Source organism: Microbacterium sp. AC026, from assembly GCF_979258475.1.
Genome location: NZ_OZ409857.1, coordinates 1956539 through 1980185, shown reverse-complemented (window position 1 = coordinate 1980185; position 23647 = coordinate 1956539). Strand labels below are relative to the sequence as shown.

Here is a 23647-nt window from a genome sequence, read left to right as displayed (position 1 = left end):
GAGGCAAGAGATTTTCCTCGCGGTGGGGGTGGATGCCGGAGGCGGCGCGCGCTCGGAAGGAGATCTCGGCTACCGAAGGAGGTGTCGGCGGCATCCCTCCTTCGGGGCGAGAGATCTCCTTCGTACTGGGGGTGGATGCCGGAGGCGGCGCGCGCTCGGAAGGAGATCTCGGCTACCGAAGGAGGTGTCGGCGGCATCCCTCCTTCGGGGCGAGAGATCTCCTTCGCAGTCGGTGGGATGCTGGCGGCAGCGCGCGCTCGGAAGGAGATCGCGCCTACCGAAGGAGGTGTCGGTGGCATCTCTCCTTCGGCGCGAGAGATCTCCTTCGGCGCGAGAGACCTCCTCCGACGCGAGAGGCCTCCTCCACACACAGAGCCGCTACTCCGCTCGACGCACCCGCAGCACCAGTGCGATGAGCGCGAGCGCGATGACCGCGACGCCGTACCCGACGCACACGGCGCCGAGTCCGAAGACTCCGACGAGCATCCCTGCGATGACTGCGGGCACGCCGAAGGCGAGGTAGGCGAGCAGGTAGATCACGGCGAACGTGTCGGCGCGGTCGGTCGGGGGGATGCGGGGTGCGAGTGAGGCGACGACTCCCGAGAAGGCGGTGCCGAATCCCATGCCGGTCACGGCGGTCGCGGCGAGGTAGAACGGAAGCGACCCGGTCGCGAGCGCCCAGAGCGACAGTGCAGTGCCGACGGCGAGGGCCGCGGTGCCGAAGATCACCGAGGTGCGCGGGCGCCGGTTGCGGAAGAGGAATGCGGTGACCGCGCCGACGCCGGCCAGCATCGCGACCGCGAGTCCCTGCCAGACGTGCGCCTCACCGCCGAGCTGGGTGCGCACGATGTTCGCGCCGAGTGAGAGGAAGAGTCCACCCGTCGCCCAGCCGGCGATGATCGCGGGGGCTCCGCGCCAGAAGTCCGAGCGGATGCCGGCCGGCACCGACAGCCGGAAGCTCAGCGACGCGAGTGCACCCGGCCGCAGCGGAGCGGTCTCGGGTGCCAGGAAGAAGAGCCCCGCGAGCACGATGTACACGGCGGTCAGGGGTGCGAACACGTCGAGCAGCGGCTGTCCGGTCACGTCCAGCGCGATGCCCGAGACGAGCGCGCCGAGGGCGAGGCCGATTCCGGGGCTGAGCGCGTTCCACAGTGCGGCGACCCTCGAACGGCCACCGGGGGCGAGGTCGAGCGCGGCGGCCGAGAGGGCGGCGATGAGCACGCCACTCGCCGCACCCTGCAGGATGCGGGCGAGCATGAGCGTGGCGACCGTATCGGCATGCCAGAACAGCACCATGCTCGCGGCGAGCACCAGGAGACCGCCGATCGCGACCGGTCGCCGCCCGACGTGGTCGGAGAGCGAGCCTGCGGTGAGCAGGGCGAGCAGCAGGGCGACCGCGTAGACGGCGAAGACGGCGCTGATGACGATCGCGTCGAATCCGATCTCTGCGGCGAGCACGGGGTAGAACGGCGACGGCGCACTCGCGCCCATCATCATCGCGATCTGCGTCACGACGGCCAGGGCGAAGCCGAAGCGCGGGCGACGGACCCGAGGTGCCGTCGCGGTCGTGTCGATCGGTGACGTGGTGGTCATGAGTGCTCCCGCGGTATTGGTTCGAGATTCATCGAACTATCGGAGCGTACTCGCGATCCCGCAATTGTTCAACTATTCTCGAACCATGCCAGGCGAACTCCCGCACCCCGAGCGATCCGAGATCCAGCTCACCGACGTGCTCTTCGCCCTCAGCGACCCCGAGCGTCTGGCGATCGCGCGACAGCTCGCCGACGGCCCGCTCGACATGGCGGAATGCCACGCGACCGACCCGAACCTGCCGAAGTCCACCAAGTCGCATTTCATGAAGGTGCTGCGCGAAGCGGGCGTGATCCGCAACGAGCCCAACGGCCGGCGACGGATGCTGACGCTGCGCCGCGCAGAGCTCGATGAGCTGTTCCCCGGCCTGCTGGAGTCCGTGCTGCGTTCGTGACCCGCAACCGCGCAGGCGAAAGCCCACCGCCTCAGCGGAAGTACGACGCGCCGTTCAGGTCGAGCACCGTGCCTGATGCCCACACCGCGGTCGGCGAGGTGAGATAGGCGACCGCATCCGCCACCTCTTCGGGCGTGCCCACCCGGCCGAACGGACTCTGGCCGCGGATGCTGTCGCCCTGCTCTCCTTCGAGCTTCGCCGTCTGCCGGTCTGTCGCCACCATTCCCGGAGCGACCGAGGTGACCGAGATGCCGTGGGGTGCGAGCACCAGTGCCAGTGACTGCCCGAACGCCTGCAGCCCTGCCTTCGTCGCGGCGTACGCGGGGTGGTCGGCCTCTCCGCGGAACGCGCCGCGTGACCCGATGTTGACGATCGATCCGCCGCTGCCCCGCTCGATCATGTGCTGAGCGACGAGCATCGTGACGTTCGAGGCGCCGAGCAGGTTCACCGAGGCCATGGCAGACCAGGCGCGCTGCCACTCGGCATACGTCGTCGAGTCGACGCGATGCTCGTTCGCCGCGCTCGGGGCCACGGCTGCATTGTTCACCAGGATGTCGAGTGAACCCAGGGCTGTGATGCCCTCCTCGACCACGCGCTGCGCCTCCGCCGGATCCCCGACGTCGCCGCCCACGATCGCATGGTCCGAGCCTTCGAGTGAGGCGAGGGTCTCTTCCGCGGCCGCGCGATCGCGGCCGTAGTGCACGACGACCCGGTCGCCCCGTCGGGCGAAGGCCTGCGCCACTGCGCGGCCGATGCCGCGCGAGCTGCCCGTGATCAGCGCATGCGCCATCTCAGGACGCGACCTGCGTGCGACCGACCGCATGCACCGCCGGCTCGATCTCGGACCACACCGAGTCCAGCGAGAGGTGGAGCACGCCGGCGATCGCGGCGATGGTCGAGAAGGCGGGGGTCGCCACGCGACCCGACTCGATCTTGCGCAGGGTCTCGGGCGAGACCCCCGCCTCGAGGGCGACGCTCAGCATCGATCGCTCACCGCGCGCTCGCCGCAGCAGCGCGCCGAGGCGCTCGCCCCGCTCGACCTCGGCGGGAGTCAGGGGCATCCGAACCATCATGTGCCCATTGTAATACCGGGATAGTATTACCGGGATAGTTATTGGAACGACCGACGGCGAGCTGTGGAGAACCCCATGATCGAGATCCTGAACCGCGACGAACTGGCTCGTGCACGAGACGCGGGCGCCCTCGTCGGCGGCATCCTCCAGTCCCTCAAGGAGCGAGCGGCGGTCGGGGTGAACCTGCTCGACCTCGACCGCTGGACGAAGCAGATGATCGAGGATGCCGGTGCGCAGTCCTGCTACGTCGATTACGCCCCTCCTTCGGTCGGGGGCCCTTCGGCCACTACGTCTGCACTGCCGTGAACGACGCGGTGCTGCACGGGATGCCGCACGACTACGCCCTCCTCGACGGCGACCTTCTCACTCTCGACCTCGCCGTCACGCTCCGGGGGATCTCAGCGGATGCCGCCATCAGCTTCGTGGTCGGCGACGGTGCGGCATCCGCCGACCTCGACATGATCGACGCGACCGAGCGTGCGCTGGCCGCCGCGATCGCCGCAGCCCGACCCGGCGCGCGCATCGGCGACCTCTCCCACGCGATCGGCACGGTGCTCGGCGACGCGGGCTACCCGATCAATCTCGAGTTCGGCGGCCATGGCATCGGTTCGACGATGCACCAGGATCCGCACGTCGCGAACGACGGACGCCCCGGCCGCGGCTACAGACTGCGCCCCGGCCTGCTGCTCGCACTGGAACCGTGGGTGATGGCCGACACCGACCGGCTGGTCACCGACGACGACGGCTGGACGCTGCGCAGTGCGACCGGATGCCGCACAGCCCACACCGAGCACACCATCGCCATCACCGAGACCGGGGCCGAGGTGCTCACGCTGCCGCGCTGACCCTCGTCACTTCGTGCGCGAGCCGCTCCGCACCCGACGCACAGCGCGGCCGGCCAGGTCCTTGAGCCGGCCGCCGGGGTACTGCCTGCGCAGCTCGACGGCGCCGCCGCGTCCCGCGACCGGCGTGCACGTGCGCCCGGCGAGCAGGGGTGAGCGTCCCGCGGCGGCGAGCGTCGCAGCATCCGCTCGGAGAGGGACGTCGAAGGTCCACCCCGCCCGTCGCACGGTCACGAAGAGCTTCGCCCCGCGCGACTCGTCGTCGGGTCGGAACACCTTCAGCGGGTCGATCGCGATGCGGAGGGAGTCGAGGCTGCGTGGGTGGAGGTTCGCCACACGACGCTCGATCGCCGCGGCCTTGTCGCGCCACACCAGCTCGACGTGATCGTTGGACATCTCCCGCTTGGCTTCGAGAAGACCGGTCGGAAGGCCGTCCATCGCGATCGGCAGTGACGTCATGACGCCCGTGCCCGGCTCGAACTCGAGTGCGTCCTGCCCGTCGCGGGTGATCGAGACATCGACGGTGAGATACAGTCCGCCGCCCCGCGACCACCGTGCCGACGTCACCACCGCCCGGCAGGTGAGCTCGGCCTCGAACCGCGCGAACGTCAGCAGGTCGGCGCGTCGATCGGCTCGCAGCAGTGCGGCCCGGATGCGGTTCGGAAAGGCCAGGCCCCCGTCGACGCCGGGTCCGAAGCGCCGTCGCGCGAGCGGGATGACGACGTCGAGCAGTCGCTGGCGATACTCCTCGGGGTACCCGGCGTACTTCTTGCCCGACACCCGCTTGAGGATCTTGCCGCGGAACCAGTGCCGCAGCAGCCGGTCGCGCAGTCGCCCCGGTTCGGTGTACCGCTCGACGAGATCGAGCACGGCCTCGAGATGCGGGAAGTACGTCTCGGGTTCGATCCGCGACGAACTGGCACTGCCCGCGTGCTTGACCCACGCGTAGCAGGGGCGGCTGGCGAGGATCGAGATCGTCGACGCCTCGAAGTACGCCCTCATCACGAACAGATGGTCTTCGAGGCGCACCTTGCCGTCGGGGAATCGGATGCGCTTCTCGCGCAGGAACGAGGTGCGGAACATCTTGTGCGGCGTCAGCATCTCGAGCAGCGGATCCTCGCCGAGGCGCGCACGGGGAATGTCGCGGCGGAAGATGCGACTCGGAAGCCGCCGGCCGATGCCGACCTCCCTGCCGACCACGACATCGGATGCATGCTCGTCGGCGTAGTCGCAGAGCGCCTCTAGGGCGCCGTCGTAGAGCCAGTCGTCCTGATCGACGAACTGGATGTACGTGCCGCGCGCATCGTCGATCCCGTGGTTGCGCGGCGTTCCCGGCCACCCCGAATGCGGCAGATACGCGACGCGCACGTAGGGACGATCACGCGCGATCTCGACCAGTCGAGCCGCCGTCTCCTCACCGGAGCCGTCGTCGCAGAGCAGCACCTCGAACCGGCCGTGATCGAGCGTCTGCCGATCGAGAGACGCGATGAGCTCGTCGAATGCCGCTCCCGGACGGAACACGGGAACGACGACGCTCACTCTGATCGAAGTGGACGGTGGGGAAACGGCAGGGGAAGACGACATCGACGGCAGTCAAACATCGTCGGCTATGGAGCGCACGGGGCTTGCTTTCAGCGCCGTGTGCGTGCAGTGCGTGCGCCGTGTGCGTGCTGTGCGTGTCAGTGGGATCGTGCGTGGGCCGCCGCGCGGCCGCGGAGGAAGCCGATGACGCCGTCGTCGTCGGCGAGCGCGATCGCCCGCGCGTAGGCCTCACCGGCATCCTGTCCGGTCTCGGCGAGCAGGCCCGCCCGAGCCGCCCAGTACGGCTGGAATCCCTCTGCGTGGGCCGGAAGTGCGGCGAGGCCCGTCTCGGCTCCGTCGATGCGTGCAGTGACGACGGCGGCCGCGACCCGGGCACCGAGGGTCGGAGCGACCGCGAGAAGCGCGGCGTACAGCATCCGCAGCGAGTCCCAATCGGTCGCCCCCGTGCGCAGCCGATCGCAGTGCACCGCCTGGATCGCCGCCTCGAGCTGGAATCGTCCCGGCGCACCGGTCGGCCGCGCTCGCCGCAGGTACGCCTCGCCCTCGGCGATCAGGGCCGCATCCCAGGTCTGAGGATCCTGCTCGTCGAGGGGGATGAACTCGCGAGAGCGCCGCGCGAGAGTCAGCGTCGTGAGGGCGGCCAGCCCCCACGCCTCGGGCTCGTCCTCGAGAAGCCCCGCCAGGGTGACGGCCAGGTACTGCGCCTCGCCCGCCATCGACTCGGCGTCGCCGCGCCAGGTGAGCGCGGCGCATCCGTAGACCGCCTCCAGCACAGCGGGCAATCGTTCGGGCATCGAGCGGCGGTCCGGAATCGCGAACGGGATGCGGGCATCTCTGATGCGTCGCTTCGCCCGCACCAGGCGCTGTGCCATCGCCGTCGCCGGAACGGCGAACGCGCGCGCGACCTCGGCCGCCTCGAATCCGAGCACGGTCTGGAGCATGAGCGGCGCGCGCACGGCCGGGTCGATCGCCGGATGCGCGCACACGAACAGCAGCTCGAGTCGCTTGTCGCCGATCGCGAGCGGATCATGGTCGGCGAGCGGATCGACGCGAGCGCTCTCCTCGGCGAGGGAGCGGATGCCGTCGCCGCGGCCGACTTCCACATATCGCGCAGCCTGTTCCTCGCCACGGTCATCAACCACCCTTCCGGGTTGTCGGGCACTCCGGCATCCGGCCAGCGCCGCAGCGCCTCTTCGAACGCTCCCGACAGGGAGTCCTCGGCGAGCGCGAGGTCGCCGGACCGCGCCGCGAGCAGCGCGACCAGCCGGCCGTAGGAGGTCCGCGCCGCACTCTCTGCAGCGGCCCGGACCCCCTCGGGGATCATCGGTTCGGAGTCCAGACGCCGTCGACCGTGAACACGGCACCCGGGCGGATCTCGACCGCACCCCAGAACGCCGGCGGGGCCTGGCGGGCGAATCCGATCGCGGCATCCAGGTCGGGCACGTCGATGACGACCGTGCCGCCGAGCTGCTCTTTCGTGTCGGCGAACGGGCCGTCCTGCACCTGCAGCGCGTCATCGCGCACGCGAACGGTGGTGCTGACGGCCGACGGCTGCAGAACCTCGGCCGAGACGAGCACCCCTGCCGACTGCAGGGTGGCGGCGTAGCTCGCGAATGCGGCCTGGCCCTCTGCGAGCGCCTCGGCGCCCAGAGTCTCGGCATCGAGCTCTTCGTAGTGCAACAGCAGTGTGTAGCGCATGTCTCTTCCTCACTGTTCGACGGTCAGCGTACAGAGAGATGACGATCGAGCAGCAGGCCGATCGACACATCCGCCGAAGTTCACCTTCCGGGCCGAGACTCCCACCCCACATTCAGCCTTAACGATATATCGTTGACTATCGCTCACCACTTCCGGGAGGTCATCATGAACAACGCATTCCCCTCGAACCCGTTCGGCGGATCCGGCTTCGGCTCGGGCCAGGGCGGACCCGCATCCGCGATCTTCGATGCCATGGAGCAGCTCCGCAAGTCCTTCGAGCAGCGCCCCAGCGGCGGCTCGCGCATGGCGAAGGGCGACGTCCGCACCGCGGTGCTGTCGCTGCTCACCGAGAAGCCGATGCACGGCTACCAGATCATCAACGAGATCGCCGATCGCAGCGGCGGATCGTGGAAGCCGAGCGCAGGCTCGGTCTACCCCACCCTGCAGCTGCTGGCCGACGAGGGCCTGATCGAGGCTCAGGAGCAGAACGGTCGCAAGACCTACTCGCTCACCGAGGCCGGCCGCGCCGTCGCCGCCGAGCACACCGAGACCCCCGCTCCGTGGGAGTCGCAGTCGAAGAGCGAGGGCTCGCACGACAACCCTCGCTACAGCGCACTGCCGAAGGCGGGCGTCGACCTCGCGGCGGCAGCCGCGGCCGTCGGTCGCAGCGGCAGCACCGAGCAGGTGCAGCAGGCGGTCGAGATCCTCGACGAGGCCCGCCGTAGGCTGTACTCGATCCTCGCTCAGGACTGATCGCACACGACACAGGGACGACACATGACGGATGCTGCGGCGCAGGGCGCCCATCGTGCCCGGTACCGCCGCATCCTGTCGTTCGCGGCGCGCGAGTTCCTCAAGGTCTGGTGGTTCGAGCTCGTGCTGCCGCGCTTCGGCATGAGCTCGATCGCCGAGCGTACCCGGGCGCCGCGCATGCAGCGCTTCGCGAAGCGGTTCCACGTGCTCGCGGTCGAACTCGGCGGCCTCATGATCAAGGTCGGGCAGTTCATGTCGTCGCGCCTCGACGTGCTGCCGCCCGAGATCACGAAGGAGCTCGAGGGACTGCAGGACGAGGTCCCGGCCGTGCCGTTCGCCGACATCCGCGCGGCCGCCGAGGCCGAACTCGGCCGTCCACTCGCTGAGGCCTACGCCTGGTTCGATGAGACGCCGGTGGCTGCCGCATCCCTCGGCCAGGCGCACCGGGCCCGCCTCTCCGCGCAGGATGCCGTCGACACCGGTCTCGGCGACGTCGTCGTCAAGGTGCAGCGCCCCGGCATCGACGAGATCGTCGCGGTCGACCTCGCGGCTCTGCGCCGCGTCGCCCGCTGGGCGATGCGCGTGCGACTGGTCGCCGATCGGGTCGACGCGCCCGGCCTCGTCGAGGAGTTCGCGCAGACCAGCCTCGAGGAGATCGACTACCTGCACGAGGCCGCCAGTGCCGAGCGGTTCCGCGAGAACTTCGCCGGCGACCCCCGCGTCAGCGCCCCCGAGATCGTCTGGGAGCGGTCGACCCGGCGCGTGCTCACGCTCTCGGACGTCACCGCGATCAAGATCAACGACACGGATGCTCTACGGGCAGCCGGCATCGATCCGGCCGAGGTCGCCGACGTGTTCGCCGAGGTCATGTTCGACCAGGTGTTCACGCACAGCTTCGTGCACGCCGACCCGCACCCGGGCAACATCTTCGTGACACCGGAGGCCGACTCGACGACCGGCCGCAACTTCCGCCTCACCTTCATCGACTTCGGGATGATGGCCGAGGTGCCCGACAACCTCCGCGACGGTCTGCGCACCCTGCTGATCGCGGTCGCCGGTCGCGACAGTCGAGGCCTGGTCACAGCGGCCCAGGAGATCGGCGTGCTGCTGCCCTCCGCCGACACCGCCGAGCTCGAACGGGCGCTCCGCGCGCTGTTCGCCCGCTTCGGCGGCATGGGCTTCGCCGAGCTCAGCAAGGTCGACCCTCGGGAGTTCACCGACTTCGCCGACGAGTTCGGCGACATGGTGCGCTCGCTTCCGCTCCAGCTGCCCGAGAACATGCTGCTGCTCATCCGTGCGGTGTCGCTGACTTCGGGCATGTGCTCGAGCCTCGACCCGTCGTTCAACGTGTGGGACGCCGCCGAGCCCTACGCCGGCCGCCTGCTGCGCGACGAGTCGGGCAACCTCATGCAGGACATGGCGCAGCAGGCCATGGAGACCGCCGCCGTCACCTACCGCCTGCCGAAGCGGATCGACGCGATCATCACCCGCGTCGACGACGGCAACGTCACCTTCGACACCTCGGCCCTCGAGCGCCGCCTCGACCGGCTCGAGGGCATCGCCCGCCGCATCGGATCGGGCGTGCTGTTCGCCGCGATGCTCGTCGGAGGCGCGCTGCTCGTCACGCCGCTGCCGCCGCTCGGCATCACCCTCATCTGCGTCTCGGCGCTGCCCCTGCTGCACTCGGTGTTCGGCGGTCGTCGCTCGCGCTGATGCGCCCGGACTGCTTGCGCTGACGCGCCCGGAGAACCCGGAGCATCCGGCATCCGCCCGGCGTGTGCGCCCTGGAGCGCCGCGGATCGACCCGTTCATCTGGCCTTTCCGTCCAGGTCGCAGAATGCCGGCATGGGAGAATGGGTTCTCATGGACACTCCGGACGAGAAGACGCCCACGAGGAACGACCCTCCGAAGACCTCCACCGCCGCGATCAGGCAGGCCGCGAAGGCCACCGAGACCGCGCAGAAGATCGTGCGCGACATCGCTGCGGTTCCGCCGCGCGGCGTGCACCCGGCGCTGGTGCCCGGCGTCTCGGTCGAAGAGACCGGACGCACCTACCGCACCGATCCGCTCGTCTTCGGCATCGCCGTCGCGCTGACCCTCGCGTTCATCGCGTGGGGCGTGTTCGCGGGTGACAACCTCTCGGGCACGACCTCGACCGTGCTCGGGTGGGTCGTCGAGTACTTCGGCTTCTTCTTCACCACGATCGCCACCGTCATCCTGGTCTTCATGCTCTTCGTCGGCTTCAGCCGCTACGGACGCATTCCCCTGGGCCGCGACGACGAAGAGCCCGAGTTCTCGATGTTCTCGTGGATCTCGATGCTCTTCGCCGCCGGAATGGGCATCGGTCTCGTCTTCTGGGGCGCCGCCGAGCCGCTCACCTTCTTCGAGAACCCGCCGCCCGGAACGGTCGAGGCGAACACCCTCGAGGCCATGCACACGGCGCAGGCGCAGGTGCTCTACCACTGGGGCCCGCAGGCGTGGGCCTTCTACGCGCTGGTCGGCGGCGCGATCGCGTACGGGGCGTTCCGTCGTGGCCGCACGCCCCTGATCTCGTCGATCTTCGCGCCGCTGCTCGGCGAGGGCCGCACCACCGGACCCCTCGGTCGCACGATCGACATCTTCTCGATCATCGTCACCCTCTTCGGCACCGCCGCGTCGCTCGGCCTGGGAGCCCTGCAGATCGGCCACGGCGTCGAGATCGTCAGCGGCATCGGCGAACTCGGCAACGGCGTGCTCATCGCGGCCATCGCCGTGCTCACCGCCTGCTTCATCGCCTCGGCGGTCTCGGGCGTCTCGAAGGGCATCCGCGCGCTGTCGAACATCAACGCGGTCGTCGCGCTGCTGCTCGCATTCTTCGTCTTCTTCGTCGGACCGACGCTGCTGATCCTCAACGTCATCCCCTCGGTCGCCGTGCAGTTCCTCGGTGACCTGCCCGAGATGGTCGCGCGGTCGGCCTCGCAGGGTGACGAGGCGCAGATGTTCCTGTCGAGCTGGACGATCTTCTACTGGGCATGGTGGATCTCCTGGTCGCCGTTCGTGGGCATGTTCATCGCCAAGATCTCGCGGGGCCGCACGCTGCGCCAGTTCGTCTCCGTCGTCATCCTGGTTCCGGCCGCGATCTCGCTCATCTGGTTCGCGATCTTCGGAACCACGGCGATCCAGCAGCAGATGAACGGGGCAGGGCTCACGGTCGACCCGCCCGAAGAGGTGCTCTTCGGCGTGCTCGAGAACCTGCCGTTCCCGCTGATCACCAGCATCGTGCTCATCCTGCTGATCTCGATCTTCTTCATCACCGGCGCCGATTCGGCCTCGCTCGTCATGGGCACGCTCTCGCAGCAGGGTCGCCCCGAGCCGTCGCGCTGGGTCGCCGTCGTCTGGGGAGTCCTGGTCGGGGTGATCGCGGCGGTGCTGCTCGTCACCGGCGAAGAGGGCAGCGGCCTGAAGTCGCTGCAGAACGTCACGATCATCGCGGCGCTGCCGTTCGCCGTGATCATGGCCTTCATGATGGTCGCGTTCATGAAGGATCTGCGACGCGACCCCATGATCCTGCGCGAGCGCTATGCCCGCATGGCCGTTCGCCACAGCGTCATGGCCGGACTCGAGGAGTACGGCGACGACTTCGCGCTCGTGCCTGTCGAGTACGACCACTCCGAAGACGACCTCGCCTGGATCGATGAGGCCGACGTCGACGACAGCCTCGCCGAGGTCTACGCGACCGCGACCGAGGCGATCGACATCATCCCCGACGCCGGTGGTGGCGCAGCGGATGCCGGCGCCGATGCCGGCGATGCGAGTCCGGCCGGAGATGCGAGTGCGACCGGAGATGCGAGTGCGGCCGGCGATGCGAGTGCGGGTGCGGCTGCGGACGCCGGGTCGGATGACGGGGGCGACCCTGCGGGCCTCGCCGAGCGTCCTTCCTGACGTCAGTCGCATTGTTGACCCCGCCCGCGCCGCCGTCGGTCCGGTGCGGGGTCAGTAACGCATCCGAATCGGCCGTTTCCGCTGCGAAAGTGGCCCCGCACGTGAGTCCCGGTGCCGAAGTGGCCCCGCCATGTGGGTGGGGCGTGAGGTTGCCCCTACCCGCGGGTTCCATCGCGGTGCGGGGTCAGTAACGCATCCGAATCGACCGCTTCCGATGTGAAAGTGGCCCCGCACGTGAGTTCCGGTGCCGAAGTGGCCCCGCATGCGCGAAGGCGTGCGGGAGGCGGGAGGCGCGAGGCGGGAGCCTGCAGGCGCGGGGCGCCGGGGCTCAGGCGGATGCCGCCTCAGCCCCGGGCCAGAGGCTCAGGCGACGGGGGCGGCCTCGCTCGCACCCGCCTCGCTCGCACCCGCTTCGCCGGCACCCGCCTCGCCGACACCGGGCGCGACCGTCTCGACGGGGACGGATGCCGCGGCGGTGATCTTCGCCGCCATGCCCGCGAAGATGAAGCCGTGGAACGGCAGCACGGCCAGCCAGTACAGCCGTCCCGCGAGCCCGCGGGGGAAGAAGACCGCCCGCTGCTCGTAGCGGGATCCGTCGCCGTCGGGCAGTGCGCGCAGCTCGAGCCAGGCCTCGCCCGGCACCTTCATCTCGGCGCGCAACCGCAGCAGTCCGCCGCTCGCGGGCGACGAGTCGGTCTTGCGGCCGGGCTCCTCGACGGCCTCGACGCGCCAGAAGTCGATCGCATCACCGACCCGCGCCTCGGCCTTGCTGCGGCGTCCGCGGCGGAGCCCGACTCCGCCGACGAGCCGGTCCATCCAGCCGCGCACCGCCCAGAGGAACTTCGACGAATACCAGCCGTTCGACCCGCCGATGCCGATGATCACCCGCCACAGTCCGTCGACCGGGGCCGACGTCTTCAGCTTGCGGGTGTCGGTGAAGACGGTGCGTCCCGCCCAGTCCGGGTCGCTGGGCAGCGGGTCGCTCGGGGCGCCCGAGACCTCGGCATCCTGCCAGCTCGTCTCGATGGTGTCGGCGTCGAGACGGCCGAGCGCCATCGAGACGGCGGTGCGGTACGGGGTCAGCCCGCCGTCCGGGCGGGGGATGAGGTCATCGATCGCGCGGTCCTTCACGATGCACTCGTTCTGCAGCGACGCGACGAGCGGCCGCGCGATCGATCGCGGAACCGGGGTCACCAGGTTCACCCAGTGCGATGCGAGTCCCGGAGTGAGCACCGGCAGGGCAGCGATCGCGCGCTGACGCAGACCCGCCTCGAGCGCATAGCCGTTCATCATCTGGCCGTAGCGCAGCACGTCGGGTCCGCCGATGTCGGCGGCGCGGTTGACGCTGTCATCGACGCGCGCGGCGCCCAGCAGGTAGTGCAGCACGTCGCGCACCGCGATCGGCTGGATGCGGTTGCGCACCCATTTCGGTGCCGGCATGTACGGCAGCACGTCGGTCAGGTGCCGGATCATCTCGAACGATGCGGAACCGGAGCCGATCACGACGCCGGCCTGCAGCACGAGCGTCGGAACGCCCGACTCGAGGAAGATCTCGCCCACCCGCACCCGGGAGCGCAGATGAGGCGAGAGCTTCACATCGTCGGGATGCAGTCCGCCGAGATACACGATGCGGCGCACGCCGGCCTTCGCCGCGGCATCCGCCACCGTGGTGGCCGCTCGTTCGTCGCTCTCCTCGAACCCCTTGCCCGCCGTCATCGAGTGGATCAGGTAGTAGACCACGTCGACATCGCGCATGGCCTCGGCCACGGCGTCCGCGTCGTCAGCCGAGCCCTCGACGATCTCGCAGTCGGCACCCCACGGGAAGGATGCCGCGCGCGCGGCGTCCCGGGCCAGTGCTCGCACCCGGTATCCGGCGTTCAGCAGACGAGGCGTCAGCCGCCCGCCGATGTATCCCGTGGCGCCGAGCACCAGCGCGCGAGGCGCCGATCCGTCTTCGCGGGGGAGGGCGCGCAGGGCCTCTTCGTGCCCGGTGGGCTGGGTGAGCTCGGTCATGTGTCGAGCGTAGGCGTGATGACCGGAAATTTCACTAGGCTGGCGATTGACTAGTTCATCTAGTAATCTTTTGGCGGAGGAAGGTGATCACATGTCGACAGCCACGCAGTACCCCACCCGTCGTGAGCTCCGGTCTCGGCGAATCCTGCCGAACGGTCCTGTCGACGTCGCCCCGCTGTCGGCACGTGCTGCCGTCGGCCGCTCCACCGGGCTCCGCAGCGTCCCGCTCCCCGCATCGCGCACGCCGTTCTGGAAGTCCGCGGGAGTCGTCGGCCTCATCGCGGTCATCGCCGCCGGCACTCTGCCGCTGGCGGCATCCGCCCTCAACATCCCCCTGTGACCGCACGGCGCGGGCGCTCGACCACAGACCACCGCTGATAAGAGAGAGGAGCCCCCATGGGACTCGATGACAAGATCAAGAACACGGCTCAGGACCTCGCCGGCAAGGCGAAGGAGGCCGTCGGCAAGGTGACCGACAACGAGAAGCTCGAGGCGGAGGGCCGCGCCGACCAGGCGAAGGCCGACGTCAAGAAGGCCGGAGAGAACGTGAAGGACGCGTTCAACAACTGACACCGGTGAGCAAAACGGCGGGGAGGTGGCGCGAGCCACCTCCCCGCCTTCTGTGCGGCCCGACCTGCGATGGTCGTGCGGCGAGAGAGAGTGAGACAGCATGTCCGACCGCCTGAACAATGACACGCCGAACCTGTGGCAGCGCCTGCTGCGACGGCTGCGTCCCGCCGCGGCAGAGCCTCGTCGGCTCACGGTCGAGGACGTCACCGTCGTCGACCGCCCGATGCTCCGCCGCGCGGTCGCCGGCACCGTGGTCGGCAATCTCATGGAGTGGTACGACATCGGCGTCTACGGTTATCTCGCGGTGATCATCGGGCGGGCGTTCCTGCCGGACGCATCCGCGGGGGCGCAGTCGCTCTTCTCGCTCGGCGTCTTCGCGGTGACCTTCGTCGCCCGTCCGCTCGGCGGCATCGTGCTCGGCCAGCTCGGCGATCGACTCGGCCGTCAGCGCGTGCTGGCCTTCACGCTGATCATGATGGCCGCGGCCACATTCCTCATCGGCGTGCTCCCCGACTTCTCGGTCATCGGCGTCTGGGCGCCGATCCTGCTGATCGTGCTCAAGCTCGCGCAGGGCTTCTCGACCGGCGGCGAGTACGCGGGCGCCACGACCTTCATCACCGAGTACGCGCCCGACCGGCGTCGCGGCTTCTATGCCTCCCTGCTCGACCTCGGCTCGTACATGGGCTTCGCGATCGGCGCCGCCTTCGTCTCGATCCTGCAGCTGACGCTGTCGGCCGAGGTCATGCAGGGCTTCGCCTGGCGCATCCCGTTCCTCGTCGCGCTTCCGCTCGGACTGATCGCGATCTACTTCCGGCTGAAGATCGAGGACACCCCGGCATTCCAGGAGGCACAGGACTCGGCGAAGCGCGCGGCCGACGACGCACAGGCGTCGGCGGATGCGCCCAAGGGCGTGCTCGCACTGATCCGCGCATACTGGCGCGAACTGCTGACGGCCTTCGTGCTCGTCGCCGCCGCCAACACCGTGGGCTACGCCCTCACCTCCTACATGCCCACGTACCTCACCGGAACCCTGGGCTACGACGAGGTGCACGGCACTCTGCTCACCCTTCCCGTGCTCGTGGCGATGGCGCTCTGCATCCCGCTCACCGGAAAGCTCTCCGACCGCATCGGACGCCGCAAGGTGCTGTTCATCGGGTCGATCTCGGCGATCGTGCTGGCCGTGCCGTCGTTCCTGTTCATGATGCACGGGGAGATCTGGTCGACGCTCCTCGGCCTGGTGCTGCTCGCCTTCCCCGTGACCTTCTATGTGGCCAACCTCGCCTCGTCTCTGCCCGCGCTCTTCCCGACGTCGTCGCGCTACGGCGGCATGGGCATCTCGTACAACCTCGCCGTCGCCCTGTTCGCGGGCACGGCTCCGGTCGTGATGGAGGCGCTCGTGCAGATGACCGGATCGTCGCTGGCCCCGGCGTTCTACGTGATCGGCACCTCGATCGCCGGCTTCATCGCCGTGGTGGTGCTCAAGGAGTCGGCGCGCAGGCCGCTGCCGGGTGCGATGCCGAGCGTGCAGACGATCGAGGAGGCCGTGGAACTGGTCGAGACGCAGGAGGAGAACCCCGACCTCGACCTCGACGAGCTGTTCCCCGAACGCCTCGAGAACGCCGCGGACGACGACGGAGAAGCCGGCGCTCGGGTCGAGGATCAGGTCGAGAAGGCCTGACCCGCGGCGGAGGGGTCACTCGCCGGAGGGCTCGGACTCCTCGTGCGAGCGGATGACGTCGCGCAGCTCCTGATCGAGATCCGACGCCTCTTCGATGGCCGAGGTCATGCCGGCGAGGAATCGCGTCACGATGCCACGCTCGCGGTCGCTCATCTCGTCGACGAGCGACAGCATCCGCCGGTGCATCGCGCCGAGGGTCTCGCGCACCTCGTCGTCGCTGCTGACGGTGGGCACGACGACCCCGGCGCGGCGATCGGTCGGGTGCGGCTCGCGCTTCGCGTGCCCGCCCTTCTCGAGACGGTCGATGAGGGTCGTCGTCGACGCCGTGGAGATGTCGAGCATGCGGGCGATGTCGATCGGGCGCACGATGCGGCCGGCCCGCTGCTCGCGCAGCAGGAATCGCAGCGCGACCAGGTCGGTCTCGTTCATGCCCATCGACGCCCTGGTGCGGGCGCGCATGGCGGTCTCGGCCGAGCGGTAGCGGCGGAGCATGTTGAGCACGTCGACCGTGCTCGCGCTGTCGGAGTCGGGGTACCAGTACCCCGATCGGCCGAATTCTTCAGAGCGCTCCATCACGCCACCTCGCCGTCATCGCTCAGGGATCCCTCGTTCTCTCCATGCTCGCGCGCGAGCATCTCGATCGCGCCGGCTTCGACCTCGGCAGGGACGATCCGCAGCAGTCCGCCCGTGATGGCGTCGTGCTCGGCGGCCACGATCTGGTCGAGCCGCCAGGCGGGAACCGACGGGAACCGCGCTCGCAGGCGATCGAGCATGTCGGCGTACATGATGTACCCCGCATCCCCGAGTGTGAATCGCTCGACCATGACGTCCCTTTCCTGCCCGTGTTCTATCTTCGCACCCGATCAGAGTCCCTGGTGGCATTGGAATTCGCTAGGCCACCTCGTTACCTGTCTTTCGAGTAGCATGGAGGGGTCAGGGGGTGACACATGGCCAGCAGGACCGACATCAGAACGACGTCGACCGATCTCGTCGCTCGGGTCGACGAACTCCGTCGCGCCGAGGCGCAGCTGGGCCGTCGTCTCGCCGCGCTGCGCGCGCCCAACGACACCGATCGTGAGGCCATGAGGTACATCACGGAGGCGCCGGCGGATGCTCCCGCGACCCCGGGAGGACTCGCTGCGCACCTGAACGTGAGCACGGCCGCGATCACGAGCCTGCTGCGCCGTCTGCAGGAGCGCGGCCAGATCGTCGTCGCCCCGCATCCGGCCGACGCGCGATCGAAGGTACTGCGACCCTCTCTGCGCGATCTCCACTCGCCCGGCGACGAGCTCACGCAGCGCATCGCCGCCCTCGCCGACGAGTTCACGCCCGAGCAGACCGATGCGATCTCACGGTTCCTGCACCGCTTGACGGAAGAGATCGGCGACCTTCCCTGACGTCCGACTGGGATTTAGCTAGGTAACCTAGTAATCTATTTCTCAAGCCAGTCTGAGCGTGAGGGAGAGAACATGGGTTACCTGACCTACGGAAGCACCGCCGCACCGATCGAGATCGACGACGAGCTGCTGACCCACCTGCGGCTGGTGATCGTCACCAAGCTGCGGCGCAACGAGTCCTTCCCCTGACCCTCTCGATCGGCGACGGCGCCATCGAGACGCTCTGGGTGCACGCCTCCATCCCCCTCCGGTTTGCCATGGACGAGGAGCCGAGCATCGACCGCTCGCTGGTGGTCTCGATGATGAACGCGGCGAACTCGGCCGGCGGGCTCGACCTCACCCGGGCTGAGTTCGCTCCGGCGCTCACGGGGTCGCGTGTGCTGCACGCGATGACTGCGTGAGCCATGTCCGTACGAATCAGAAATGCCGCGAAGGCGGCGACGAGCGCGCGGGTGCGAGGTGCCTCGCGGACGCGAGGGCTGTGGGTCGAGGTCGATCCCGGCTTCCACGTCGGCAATGACCGGCGCCAGTTCCTCGGATCGATCACGGGGACGCCGCGTGAGGGCTTTCGGGCTTTCGGAGCGCAGTCCGACTTCATCGGCCAGTTCGACGACCTGGATGCCGCCAAGGCAGCGGTCGCTGCGGCATCCGTGATCGCCGAAGAGATCGCACAGGGCGAACCGCAGCTCCACTGAGGTCGATCGCGATCGCCGCACGGGTGGCATACGCGATGCGGAAGGCGATTTTCGACGGCGTCCCTCGACGTGTACGGTCGTTGCTATGACTTCGATCGAATCGATTCGACGGCCGGCTGTCGACCAGGCGTCGCGCCGAGCGCGCATCGCGGTCTCGGCGCTGTTCCTCACGAACGGCGCACTGTTCGCCAACATCCTGCCCCGCTACCCCGAGATCAAGGCTGCTCTGGGGCTCGACAACGCCGGGTACGGCCTCGCGATCGCGGCCTTCCCTGCCGGCGCGATCGCCGCGGGTCTTCTCGCCGCCGTGCTGATCCGTCGATTCGGCTCGGCGCGGATCGCCGTGTTCGGCACGATCGCCACGGGGCTCGGCCTGCTCGCGGCCGCACTGGCACCCTCCGGCATCCTCTTCGCCGTCGCCCTTCTGCTCGGCGGGGCATCCGACGCGATCACCGACGTCGCGCAGAACGCGCACGGTCTGCGCGTGCAGCGGCGATACGGCCGCTCGATCATCAACTCCTTCCACGCCATCTGGTCGATCGGCGCGGTTCTCGGCGGAGGCATGGCCGCTGTCGCGATCGCCCTGCAGCTGCCGCTCGGCGTGCATCTCGGCATCTCGACCGCGGTGTTCGCGGCCGTCGCCTTCACCGCGCTCTGGTTCTGCCTGCCTGGACGCGATGAGGAGGCGGATGCGGAGGCGACGGCCGAGCCGGTCGAGCTGGGCAGCGCCGTGCGCCGCGGAGTCAGCCCTCGCACCGTGATGATCATCATCGCGCTCACGCTCATCGCGATGGCGGGTGCCGTGGCCGAAGACGCCGGCAACTCGTGGGCGACTCTCTATCTGAGTGAATCGCTCGGCGCCGCGGCCGCCATCGCGCCGCTCGGATTCATCGCGCTCGTCGGCGCACAGTTCATCGGCCGGATGCTGGGCGACGGCATGACCGACCGGTTCGGGCAGCGCGCGGTGGCCCGCGTCGGAGGACTGATCGCCGCAGCGGGCATGACACTCGCGCTCATCTTCCCGAGCGTGCCGGGAACCATCGCCGGATTCGCCGCCGTCGGCTTCGGCATCGCGACGCTCATCCCGGCCGCCATGCATGCGGCGGACGAACTGCCCGGCCTGCGACCGGGAGTGGGGCTCACGGTCGTGTCGTGGCTGCTGCGGCTCGGCTTCCTGCTGTCACCGCCGATCGTCGGGTTCATCGCCGACACCGAGAGCCTGCGGGCCGGGTTGATCGTGGCCCCGGCTGCGGCTCTGGTCGCGGTGCTTCTCGCCGGAGTGCTCGAGAAGCGCAGGGTTCGGGAGTAGCAGTTCGGGTCGGCCGCGGCGGGCCGTGAGAGTGATGCGGACGGGTGTTCGTCCTCCCGCATCGCGGGTTTTCGCAGTATACGTATTCAATCCTGAAAGTTTCCGGGAACATAGGCTTCCCTAAGTCGATTGCATACGTATACCATCAGCGTCATGGGACACATCAAGCATCGAGCACTGCCGGTACTCGCCCTCGCAGCAGTGGGCATGATCGCCCTCTCCAGCTGCGGCGCCGGGACCCGAACCGACAATGAGAACGCGACAACGGTGTCGTGCGACTACACGGTTCCCGAGGGCAAGACCACGGTCAACGTCCTCGCCTACAATTCCTCCGCCATCGACCCCTTCACCGACACCATGGTCAAGAGCTGTTCGACCGATGACGTGACGCTGAAGCACGATCCGATCGACTTCGGCGGGCAGGTGACCAAGACCACGGCCACCCTGGCCGGCGACACGGGCACCTACGACATCATCGAGACCTACGGATTCGTCATCCCCGGCTTCGGCGAAGAGGAGAAGCTCGTTCCGCTGAACGACCTCTGGGACAAGTATGGCGAGGACTACGGGCTCGGCGAGATCAGCGAGTCGATGGTCGAGGGCATGTCCTACGACGGCGACATCTACGCCATCCCGATGCAGGCGCAGATGTTCGTCATGGCCTACCGCACCGACATCTTCGAAGACCTCGGCCTCGACGTGCCGACCACCTTCGACGAGATGATCGCCGCGGCCGAGGCGATCAAGGCCGAGGGCCTCATGGACTACCCGATCGCGCTGCCCTGGCTCGCCACGGCCGACGTGACGACCGGCTTCGAAGGGGCGATGAACTCCCTCGGCGCCGACTTCGTCACCGCAGACGGCGAGGTCACCCTCGACGGACCCGAGGCGAAGCAGGCCGTCGAGGCGATGCTCGCACTCAAGCCGTACATGGACCCGCAGGTCACGACCTTCGACCAGCCCAAGGTGCAGCAGCAGATGTTCAACGGCACGGCGGCCATGTCGATCATGTTCTCCGGTCGCATGTTCGACCTGACCCTGCCCGCGAACTCCAAGCTGTCCGACTCCTTCGGATTCGCCGGTGCGCCCAAGGTCTCCGACGACGCCGAGTACTCCTACAACCGCCTCTCGATCGACGGCTGGTCGATCCCCTTCAACACCAAGCTCGACCACGACATGCTCTTCCAGATGATGGCGTCCGCCGTCAGCGAGGACGCGTCCACGGCATCCGTCCCCGCCGCCTACCCGGCCCGCGAGGGCATGGTGACGGAGGAGAACTCCCCGTACGGTGCCGCCGCCAACGACTCGATCGCGAGCGCCATGCCGCCGGTCGTGTCGCCGGTCATCGCCGACATCACCAACGAGATCCGGCCGATCCTGGTCTCGATCCTCAACGGCCAGGTGTCCGTCGACGACGGGCTCGCCCAGATGCAGGCCGCCGGCGAGAAGATCGCCGGCTGACCCCGATCCGACCGTCCATGACTGTGGCCTGAGCGCGAGTTCAGGCCACAGTCCGTCCAAGGGAGGACGCACATGAAGGCACGCGAATTCTGGCTGCTCTTCGCTCCGAGCCTGCTGGTGATGGGTGCACTGCTCGTCCTGCCGCTGGTGCGCACGGTGCAGTGGAGCTTCGAGCAGGTCCGCTACGGCACACCAGGCACCTTCATCGGGTTGGAGAACTTCACCGACGCGCTGACGGATCCCCGTTTCCACAAGGCGGTGATGTTCACGGTCGCCGTCACGATCGTCACCACGGCGATCCTGCTCGTCTTCGGGTACATCATCGCCACCGGCATCAACCGCATCACCACGTCGCGTCCGCTCGTGCTCGGCATCATGCTCGTCTCGTACGTGCTGCCGAACCTCGTCGGCGCCGTCGCCTTCTCGTGGCTCTTCGACGACAACTTCGGCGGTGTGGTGAACCGCCTGATCGGCTTCTTCGGCGGGTCGCAGGTGCTCTGGTTCACCGATCAGGTGCCCAACGCGATCCTCGTGATCGCCAACACCGTCTGGCACATGCTCCCGTTCGCGATGCTGATCATCCTGGCCGGACTCCAGGGCGTGCCGAACGAGCTGAAGGAGGCGGCGAAGATCGATGGCGCCAACGGCTTCCAGACGCACCTCAACGTGATCATCCCGACCATCCGCGGAGTGCTCGGATTCGTGACGCTGATCACGATCATGGATGTGCTGCGCATGTTCGACAACCTGATCCCGCTGTCGCCGCAGGCGCAGAACATCGGCAACGAATCGATCATGCTCTACGTCTACTCCGTGGCATTCGCCGATGGCGCCGAGAACCTCGGTCTCGGCAGCGCGATCAACGTGCTCACCATCCTCCTGATCCTCATCATGCTGATCCCGTTCATCCGGGGCATCTTCAAGGAAGCGAAGGCCGAACGATGAGTCTCACCTCCGCAGAACTCTCGACGAGGGCCATCGTCACGAAGGGCGTGCCGCAGCGCCGTCGCCGCGGCCCCAACCGCCCGCCGGTGATCACGGGGCTGCTGCTCGGCATGCTCTGCATCGTGATGCTGAGCCCGTTCATCTGGATGACGCTGTCGGTGACCAAGCCCACCGACGTCGCCTTCGCCAACCCGCCGGTGCTCTGGGACTACCAGCCGACCCTGCAGGCGTTCGTCGATCTGTGGCAGACCACGTACTTCGCCGACTACCTCGTGAACACCGTGGTCGTGGCGGTCGTGTCCACCGTGATCGCGCTGGCGATCGGCATCCCGGCGGCCTATGCGCTGTCGCGGTTCCCCAGCTACGTCTCGGCGCTGCTGCTCGTGCTCGCACTGATCTTCCGTGCGCTGCCCCGCTTCGCGGTGGTGCTGCCGATGTACGACATCAGCCGCGCGCTCGGCATCTACGACACCACGTTCGCGCTCGCGATCGCCCTCGTCGCGATCAACCAGCCGTTCACGATCTGGCTGCTGCGCAACTTCTTCGCCGAGATTCCGAAGGAGCTCGATGAGGCGGCCATGATCGACGGCTGCACCAGGATCGGGATGCTGCGCAGGGTCATGATCCCGCTGATGGGGCCGGGGATCCTGACCGCCGGCATCTTCGTGTTCCTGTTCGCCTTCCAGGAGTACCTCACCGCGCTCGTGCTCACCGACACCTCGTCGAAGACGGTGCCCGTGTTCATCGCCACGCAGCTCGGGCAGACCCTGCCGATGCTGCAGCAGGCGGGAGCGGCGTCGATGCTGTTGACGATCCCGGTGTTCGTGATCGCCTTCATCGCGCAGAAGTATCTCGTCGCGGGTCTCAGCGACGGTGCCGTGAAGGGCTGAGGTGGCTGCCGCGGTGCCGCCGCTCGTGCTCCTCGCGGGCATGAACTGCACGGCCGACCTGTGGACGGATGCGCGGTTCGAGGGGGCGGTCCGGCCGGTGCTGGATCGTCCCTCGATCGACGAGCAGGTGGCGGCGCTGCTCCGGGATCTGCCCGAGACCTTCGTGCTCGTCGGCCACTCGCTCGGGGGCATCGTCGGCATGGCTCTCGCCCTCGCCGCGCCTCAGAGGGTGGCCGGCCTCTGCCTCGTGTCGACCAATGCCAAGGCGCCGACCGACGCGCAGCGTGCCGGATGGGGCGGGTGGCTCACGGCACTCGACGAGGGCGTCGAGCCGCGCGCGCTGCAGGACGGCATCCTCATTCCTTTGCTCGGGGAGGCGCTCGTGCGAGAGCGGCCCGAGCTTGTGGAGCGGACTCTGCGCATGGGGGAGGAGACCGGTGCCGACCGGCTGCGCGCTCAACTGCGGATGCAGCTCACGCGCACCGACCTGCTCTCGCGGATCACCGGATTGACGATGCCGACCCTCGTCGTCTCGGGGCTCGACGACGCCATCTGTCCGCCGCACTTCCACACCGAGATCGTGTCGGCGATGCCTGACGCCCGTCTCGTCACCCTCGATGCCGGCCACCTGCTGCCACTCGAGCGGCCGCGTGAGTTCGGGCGTCTCGTCCGGTCGTGGATGTCGCAGCAGCGACTGGCCGGCATCGTCGTCTGACCTCGGGTTCGCTGCGCCTCGGCTTGTGGTGCTGCGGCAGTCGGGAGGAGATCCGCGATTCGGAGGGTGGAGGCGGGGGAGGTGACCTCCGTATCGCAGATCTCCTCCGGATCGACGGTGGGTGGCAGGGCGGGGGGCGCGGGCGGCGCGGGATGCGGCGA

Annotated in this window: 25 protein-coding genes and 2 pseudogenes; 17 read left to right on the top strand and 10 right to left on the bottom strand. The window is 68.7% G+C overall.

The window, feature by feature from the left end; all coding sequences use genetic code 11:
• Positions 1–378 precede the first annotated feature (378 nt).
• The gene (locus ACZZ93_RS09810; protein ID WP_463510969.1) at positions 379–1593 is read right to left on the bottom strand and encodes an MFS transporter; all 1215 of its coding nucleotides are present in this window, start codon (positions 1591–1593) and stop codon (positions 379–381) included.
• Positions 1594–1678: 85 nt separating this feature from the next.
• On the opposite strand from ACZZ93_RS09810, the gene ACZZ93_RS09805 reads away from it, so the two are divergent.
• Positions 1679–1984 (top strand): ArsR/SmtB family transcription factor, encoded by a 306-nt coding sequence (locus ACZZ93_RS09805; RefSeq protein WP_053098447.1) that lies wholly within the window; start codon positions 1679–1681, stop codon positions 1982–1984.
• Between the two features lie 31 nt (positions 1985–2015).
• On the opposite strand, the gene ACZZ93_RS09800 is transcribed toward ACZZ93_RS09805, so the two are convergent.
• Together ACZZ93_RS09800 and ACZZ93_RS09795 are read right to left on the bottom strand one after the other, a co-directional pair.
• A complete protein-coding gene (locus tag ACZZ93_RS09800) occupies positions 2016–2774 on the bottom strand; it encodes an SDR family NAD(P)-dependent oxidoreductase (protein WP_463510968.1) in 759 nt (252 codons plus the stop codon).
• Position 2775: 1 nt separating this feature from the next.
• Positions 2776–3054: a helix-turn-helix domain-containing protein gene (locus ACZZ93_RS09795; RefSeq protein ID WP_056277652.1), complete on the bottom strand. Its 279-nt coding sequence runs from the start codon at positions 3052–3054 to the stop codon at positions 2776–2778.
• A gap of 78 nt (positions 3055–3132) precedes the next feature.
• On the opposite strand from ACZZ93_RS09795, the pseudogene map reads away from it, so the two are divergent.
• Positions 3133–3902, top strand: a pseudogene (map, locus tag ACZZ93_RS09790) (type I methionyl aminopeptidase).
• 6 nt (positions 3903–3908) lie between these two features.
• Here the strand turns inward: map and ACZZ93_RS09785 are convergent.
• The 4 genes and pseudogenes from ACZZ93_RS09785 to ACZZ93_RS09770 form a co-directional block, all read right to left on the bottom strand.
• Positions 3909–5438, bottom strand: coding sequence for a glycosyltransferase family 2 protein (locus ACZZ93_RS09785; protein WP_053098449.1), 1530 nt, complete (start codon positions 5436–5438; stop codon positions 3909–3911).
• Between the two features lie 140 nt (positions 5439–5578).
• A complete protein-coding gene (locus tag ACZZ93_RS09780) occupies positions 5579–6544 on the bottom strand; it encodes an RNA polymerase sigma factor (RefSeq protein WP_463510967.1) in 966 nt (321 codons plus the stop codon).
• A gap of 44 nt (positions 6545–6588) precedes the next feature.
• Positions 6589–6765: pseudogene (locus ACZZ93_RS09775) on the bottom strand (RNA polymerase subunit sigma-70); the annotation flags it as partial.
• Entirely contained in the window at positions 6762–7139 is a 378-nt protein-coding gene (locus ACZZ93_RS09770; protein WP_053098451.1) for a YciI family protein, read from the bottom strand. The gene ACZZ93_RS09770 and the pseudogene ACZZ93_RS09775, both read right to left, overlap by 4 nt.
• Positions 7140–7304: 165 nt before the next feature.
• Between ACZZ93_RS09770 and ACZZ93_RS09765 the strand changes: the two genes are divergently transcribed.
• The 3 genes from ACZZ93_RS09765 (at position 7305) to ACZZ93_RS09755 (ending at position 11813) form a co-directional block, all read left to right on the top strand.
• The gene (locus ACZZ93_RS09765; protein ID WP_053098452.1) at positions 7305–7892 is read left to right on the top strand and encodes a PadR family transcriptional regulator; all 588 of its coding nucleotides are present in this window, start codon (positions 7305–7307) and stop codon (positions 7890–7892) included.
• Positions 7893–7916: 24 nt separating this feature from the next.
• Positions 7917–9605, top strand: coding sequence for an ABC1 kinase family protein (locus ACZZ93_RS09760; RefSeq protein ID WP_053098453.1), 1689 nt, complete (start codon positions 7917–7919; stop codon positions 9603–9605).
• Between the two features lie 132 nt (positions 9606–9737).
• A complete protein-coding gene (locus tag ACZZ93_RS09755; RefSeq protein ID WP_295104533.1) occupies positions 9738–11813 on the top strand; it encodes a BCCT family transporter in 2076 nt (691 codons plus the stop codon).
• 363 nt (positions 11814–12176) lie between these two features.
• On the opposite strand, the gene ACZZ93_RS09750 is transcribed toward ACZZ93_RS09755, so the two are convergent.
• Positions 12177–13826, bottom strand: coding sequence for an SDR family oxidoreductase (locus ACZZ93_RS09750; protein WP_463510966.1), 1650 nt, complete (start codon positions 13824–13826; stop codon positions 12177–12179).
• 91 nt (positions 13827–13917) lie between these two features.
• Between ACZZ93_RS09750 and ACZZ93_RS09745 the strand changes: the two genes are divergently transcribed.
• The 3 genes from ACZZ93_RS09745 (at position 13918) to ACZZ93_RS09735 (ending at position 16074) form a co-directional block, all read left to right on the top strand.
• A complete protein-coding gene (locus ACZZ93_RS09745) occupies positions 13918–14166 on the top strand; it encodes a hypothetical protein (protein WP_463510965.1) in 249 nt (82 codons plus the stop codon).
• A gap of 56 nt (positions 14167–14222) precedes the next feature.
• Complete coding sequence (locus ACZZ93_RS09740; RefSeq protein WP_072590528.1) at positions 14223–14396, top strand: CsbD family protein; 174 nt, start codon at positions 14223–14225, stop codon at positions 14394–14396.
• Positions 14397–14496: 100 nt separating this feature from the next.
• The gene (locus ACZZ93_RS09735; RefSeq protein WP_187249003.1) at positions 14497–16074 is read left to right on the top strand and encodes an MFS transporter; all 1578 of its coding nucleotides are present in this window, start codon (positions 14497–14499) and stop codon (positions 16072–16074) included.
• 15 nt (positions 16075–16089) lie between these two features.
• On the opposite strand, the gene ACZZ93_RS09730 is transcribed toward ACZZ93_RS09735, so the two are convergent.
• Positions 16090–16647, bottom strand: coding sequence for a MarR family winged helix-turn-helix transcriptional regulator (locus ACZZ93_RS09730; RefSeq protein ID WP_053098456.1), 558 nt, complete (start codon positions 16645–16647; stop codon positions 16090–16092).
• Positions 16647–16898, bottom strand: coding sequence for a hypothetical protein (locus ACZZ93_RS09725; protein ID WP_053098457.1), 252 nt, complete (start codon positions 16896–16898; stop codon positions 16647–16649). The genes ACZZ93_RS09730 and ACZZ93_RS09725 overlap by 1 nt, the downstream gene beginning before the upstream one ends.
• Positions 16899–17021: 123 nt before the next feature.
• Between ACZZ93_RS09725 and ACZZ93_RS09720 the strand changes: the two genes are divergently transcribed.
• The 9 genes from ACZZ93_RS09720 to ACZZ93_RS09680 all read left to right on the top strand — a co-directional run bounded on the left by ACZZ93_RS09720 (position 17022) and on the right by ACZZ93_RS09680 (position 23486).
• Entirely contained in the window at positions 17022–17471 is a 450-nt protein-coding gene (locus ACZZ93_RS09720; RefSeq protein ID WP_056276197.1) for a MarR family winged helix-turn-helix transcriptional regulator, read from the top strand.
• A 72-nt stretch (positions 17472–17543) separates the two neighbouring features.
• Positions 17544–17660: a DUF7882 family protein gene (locus ACZZ93_RS09715; protein WP_463510964.1), complete on the top strand. Its 117-nt coding sequence runs from the start codon at positions 17544–17546 to the stop codon at positions 17658–17660.
• Between the two features lie 38 nt (positions 17661–17698).
• The gene (locus tag ACZZ93_RS09710) at positions 17699–17872 is read left to right on the top strand and encodes a DUF7882 family protein (RefSeq protein WP_463510963.1); all 174 of its coding nucleotides are present in this window, start codon (positions 17699–17701) and stop codon (positions 17870–17872) included.
• 3 nt (positions 17873–17875) lie between these two features.
• Positions 17876–18166, top strand: a complete 291-nt coding sequence (locus tag ACZZ93_RS09705) for a hypothetical protein (RefSeq protein WP_157557383.1) — start codon at positions 17876–17878, stop codon at positions 18164–18166.
• An 85-nt stretch (positions 18167–18251) separates the two neighbouring features.
• Positions 18252–19475, top strand: coding sequence for an MFS transporter (locus ACZZ93_RS09700; protein ID WP_463510962.1), 1224 nt, complete (start codon positions 18252–18254; stop codon positions 19473–19475).
• Positions 19476–19628: 153 nt separating this feature from the next.
• Positions 19629–20936: an ABC transporter substrate-binding protein gene (locus ACZZ93_RS09695; protein WP_463510961.1), complete on the top strand. Its 1308-nt coding sequence runs from the start codon at positions 19629–19631 to the stop codon at positions 20934–20936.
• Between the two features lie 72 nt (positions 20937–21008).
• The gene (locus tag ACZZ93_RS09690; RefSeq protein WP_056276212.1) at positions 21009–21881 is read left to right on the top strand and encodes a carbohydrate ABC transporter permease; all 873 of its coding nucleotides are present in this window, start codon (positions 21009–21011) and stop codon (positions 21879–21881) included.
• Positions 21878–22771 (top strand): carbohydrate ABC transporter permease, encoded by an 894-nt coding sequence (locus ACZZ93_RS09685; RefSeq protein ID WP_463510960.1) that lies wholly within the window; start codon positions 21878–21880, stop codon positions 22769–22771. The genes ACZZ93_RS09690 and ACZZ93_RS09685 overlap by 4 nt, the downstream gene beginning before the upstream one ends.
• A 1-nt stretch (position 22772) precedes the next feature.
• On the top strand, positions 22773–23486 hold the full coding sequence (locus ACZZ93_RS09680; protein WP_463510959.1) for an alpha/beta fold hydrolase: 714 nt from the start codon (positions 22773–22775) through the stop codon (positions 23484–23486).
• Positions 23487–23647 lie beyond the last annotated feature (161 nt).

Excerpts from the sequence above, each read along its gene's own strand:
- ACZZ93_RS09760 (WP_053098453.1), top strand. The coding sequence starts at position 7,917 with ATGACGGATGCTGCGGCGCAGGGCGCCCATCGTGCCCGGTACCGCCGC.
- ACZZ93_RS09725 (WP_053098457.1), bottom strand. The coding sequence starts at position 16,898 with ATGGTCGAGCGATTCACACTCGGGGATGCGGGGTACATCATGTACGCC.
- ACZZ93_RS09810 (WP_463510969.1), bottom strand. The coding sequence starts at position 1,593 with ATGACCACCACGTCACCGATCGACACGACCGCGACGGCACCTCGGGTC.
- ACZZ93_RS09720 (WP_056276197.1), top strand. The coding sequence starts at position 17,022 with ATGGCCAGCAGGACCGACATCAGAACGACGTCGACCGATCTCGTCGCT.
- ACZZ93_RS09700 (WP_463510962.1), top strand. The coding sequence starts at position 18,252 with ATGACTTCGATCGAATCGATTCGACGGCCGGCTGTCGACCAGGCGTCG.
- ACZZ93_RS09730 (WP_053098456.1), bottom strand. The coding sequence starts at position 16,647 with ATGGAGCGCTCTGAAGAATTCGGCCGATCGGGGTACTGGTACCCCGAC.
- ACZZ93_RS09755 (WP_295104533.1), top strand. The coding sequence starts at position 9,738 with ATGGGAGAATGGGTTCTCATGGACACTCCGGACGAGAAGACGCCCACG.
- ACZZ93_RS09750 (WP_463510966.1), bottom strand. The coding sequence starts at position 13,826 with ATGACCGAGCTCACCCAGCCCACCGGGCACGAAGAGGCCCTGCGCGCC.
- ACZZ93_RS09715 (WP_463510964.1), top strand. The coding sequence starts at position 17,544 with ATGGGTTACCTGACCTACGGAAGCACCGCCGCACCGATCGAGATCGAC.
- ACZZ93_RS09795 (WP_056277652.1), bottom strand. The coding sequence starts at position 3,054 with ATGGTTCGGATGCCCCTGACTCCCGCCGAGGTCGAGCGGGGCGAGCGC.
- ACZZ93_RS09735 (WP_187249003.1), top strand. The coding sequence starts at position 14,497 with ATGTCCGACCGCCTGAACAATGACACGCCGAACCTGTGGCAGCGCCTG.
- ACZZ93_RS09800 (WP_463510968.1), bottom strand. The coding sequence starts at position 2,774 with ATGGCGCATGCGCTGATCACGGGCAGCTCGCGCGGCATCGGCCGCGCA.
- ACZZ93_RS09805 (WP_053098447.1), top strand. The coding sequence starts at position 1,679 with ATGCCAGGCGAACTCCCGCACCCCGAGCGATCCGAGATCCAGCTCACC.
- ACZZ93_RS09745 (WP_463510965.1), top strand. The coding sequence starts at position 13,918 with ATGTCGACAGCCACGCAGTACCCCACCCGTCGTGAGCTCCGGTCTCGG.
- ACZZ93_RS09695 (WP_463510961.1), top strand. The coding sequence starts at position 19,629 with ATGGGACACATCAAGCATCGAGCACTGCCGGTACTCGCCCTCGCAGCA.
- ACZZ93_RS09740 (WP_072590528.1), top strand. The coding sequence starts at position 14,223 with ATGGGACTCGATGACAAGATCAAGAACACGGCTCAGGACCTCGCCGGC.
- ACZZ93_RS09765 (WP_053098452.1), top strand. The coding sequence starts at position 7,305 with ATGAACAACGCATTCCCCTCGAACCCGTTCGGCGGATCCGGCTTCGGC.
- ACZZ93_RS09685 (WP_463510960.1), top strand. The coding sequence starts at position 21,878 with ATGAGTCTCACCTCCGCAGAACTCTCGACGAGGGCCATCGTCACGAAG.
- ACZZ93_RS09690 (WP_056276212.1), top strand. The coding sequence starts at position 21,009 with ATGAAGGCACGCGAATTCTGGCTGCTCTTCGCTCCGAGCCTGCTGGTG.
- ACZZ93_RS09705 (WP_157557383.1), top strand. The coding sequence starts at position 17,876 with ATGTCCGTACGAATCAGAAATGCCGCGAAGGCGGCGACGAGCGCGCGG.
- ACZZ93_RS09770 (WP_053098451.1), bottom strand. The coding sequence starts at position 7,139 with ATGCGCTACACACTGCTGTTGCACTACGAAGAGCTCGATGCCGAGACT.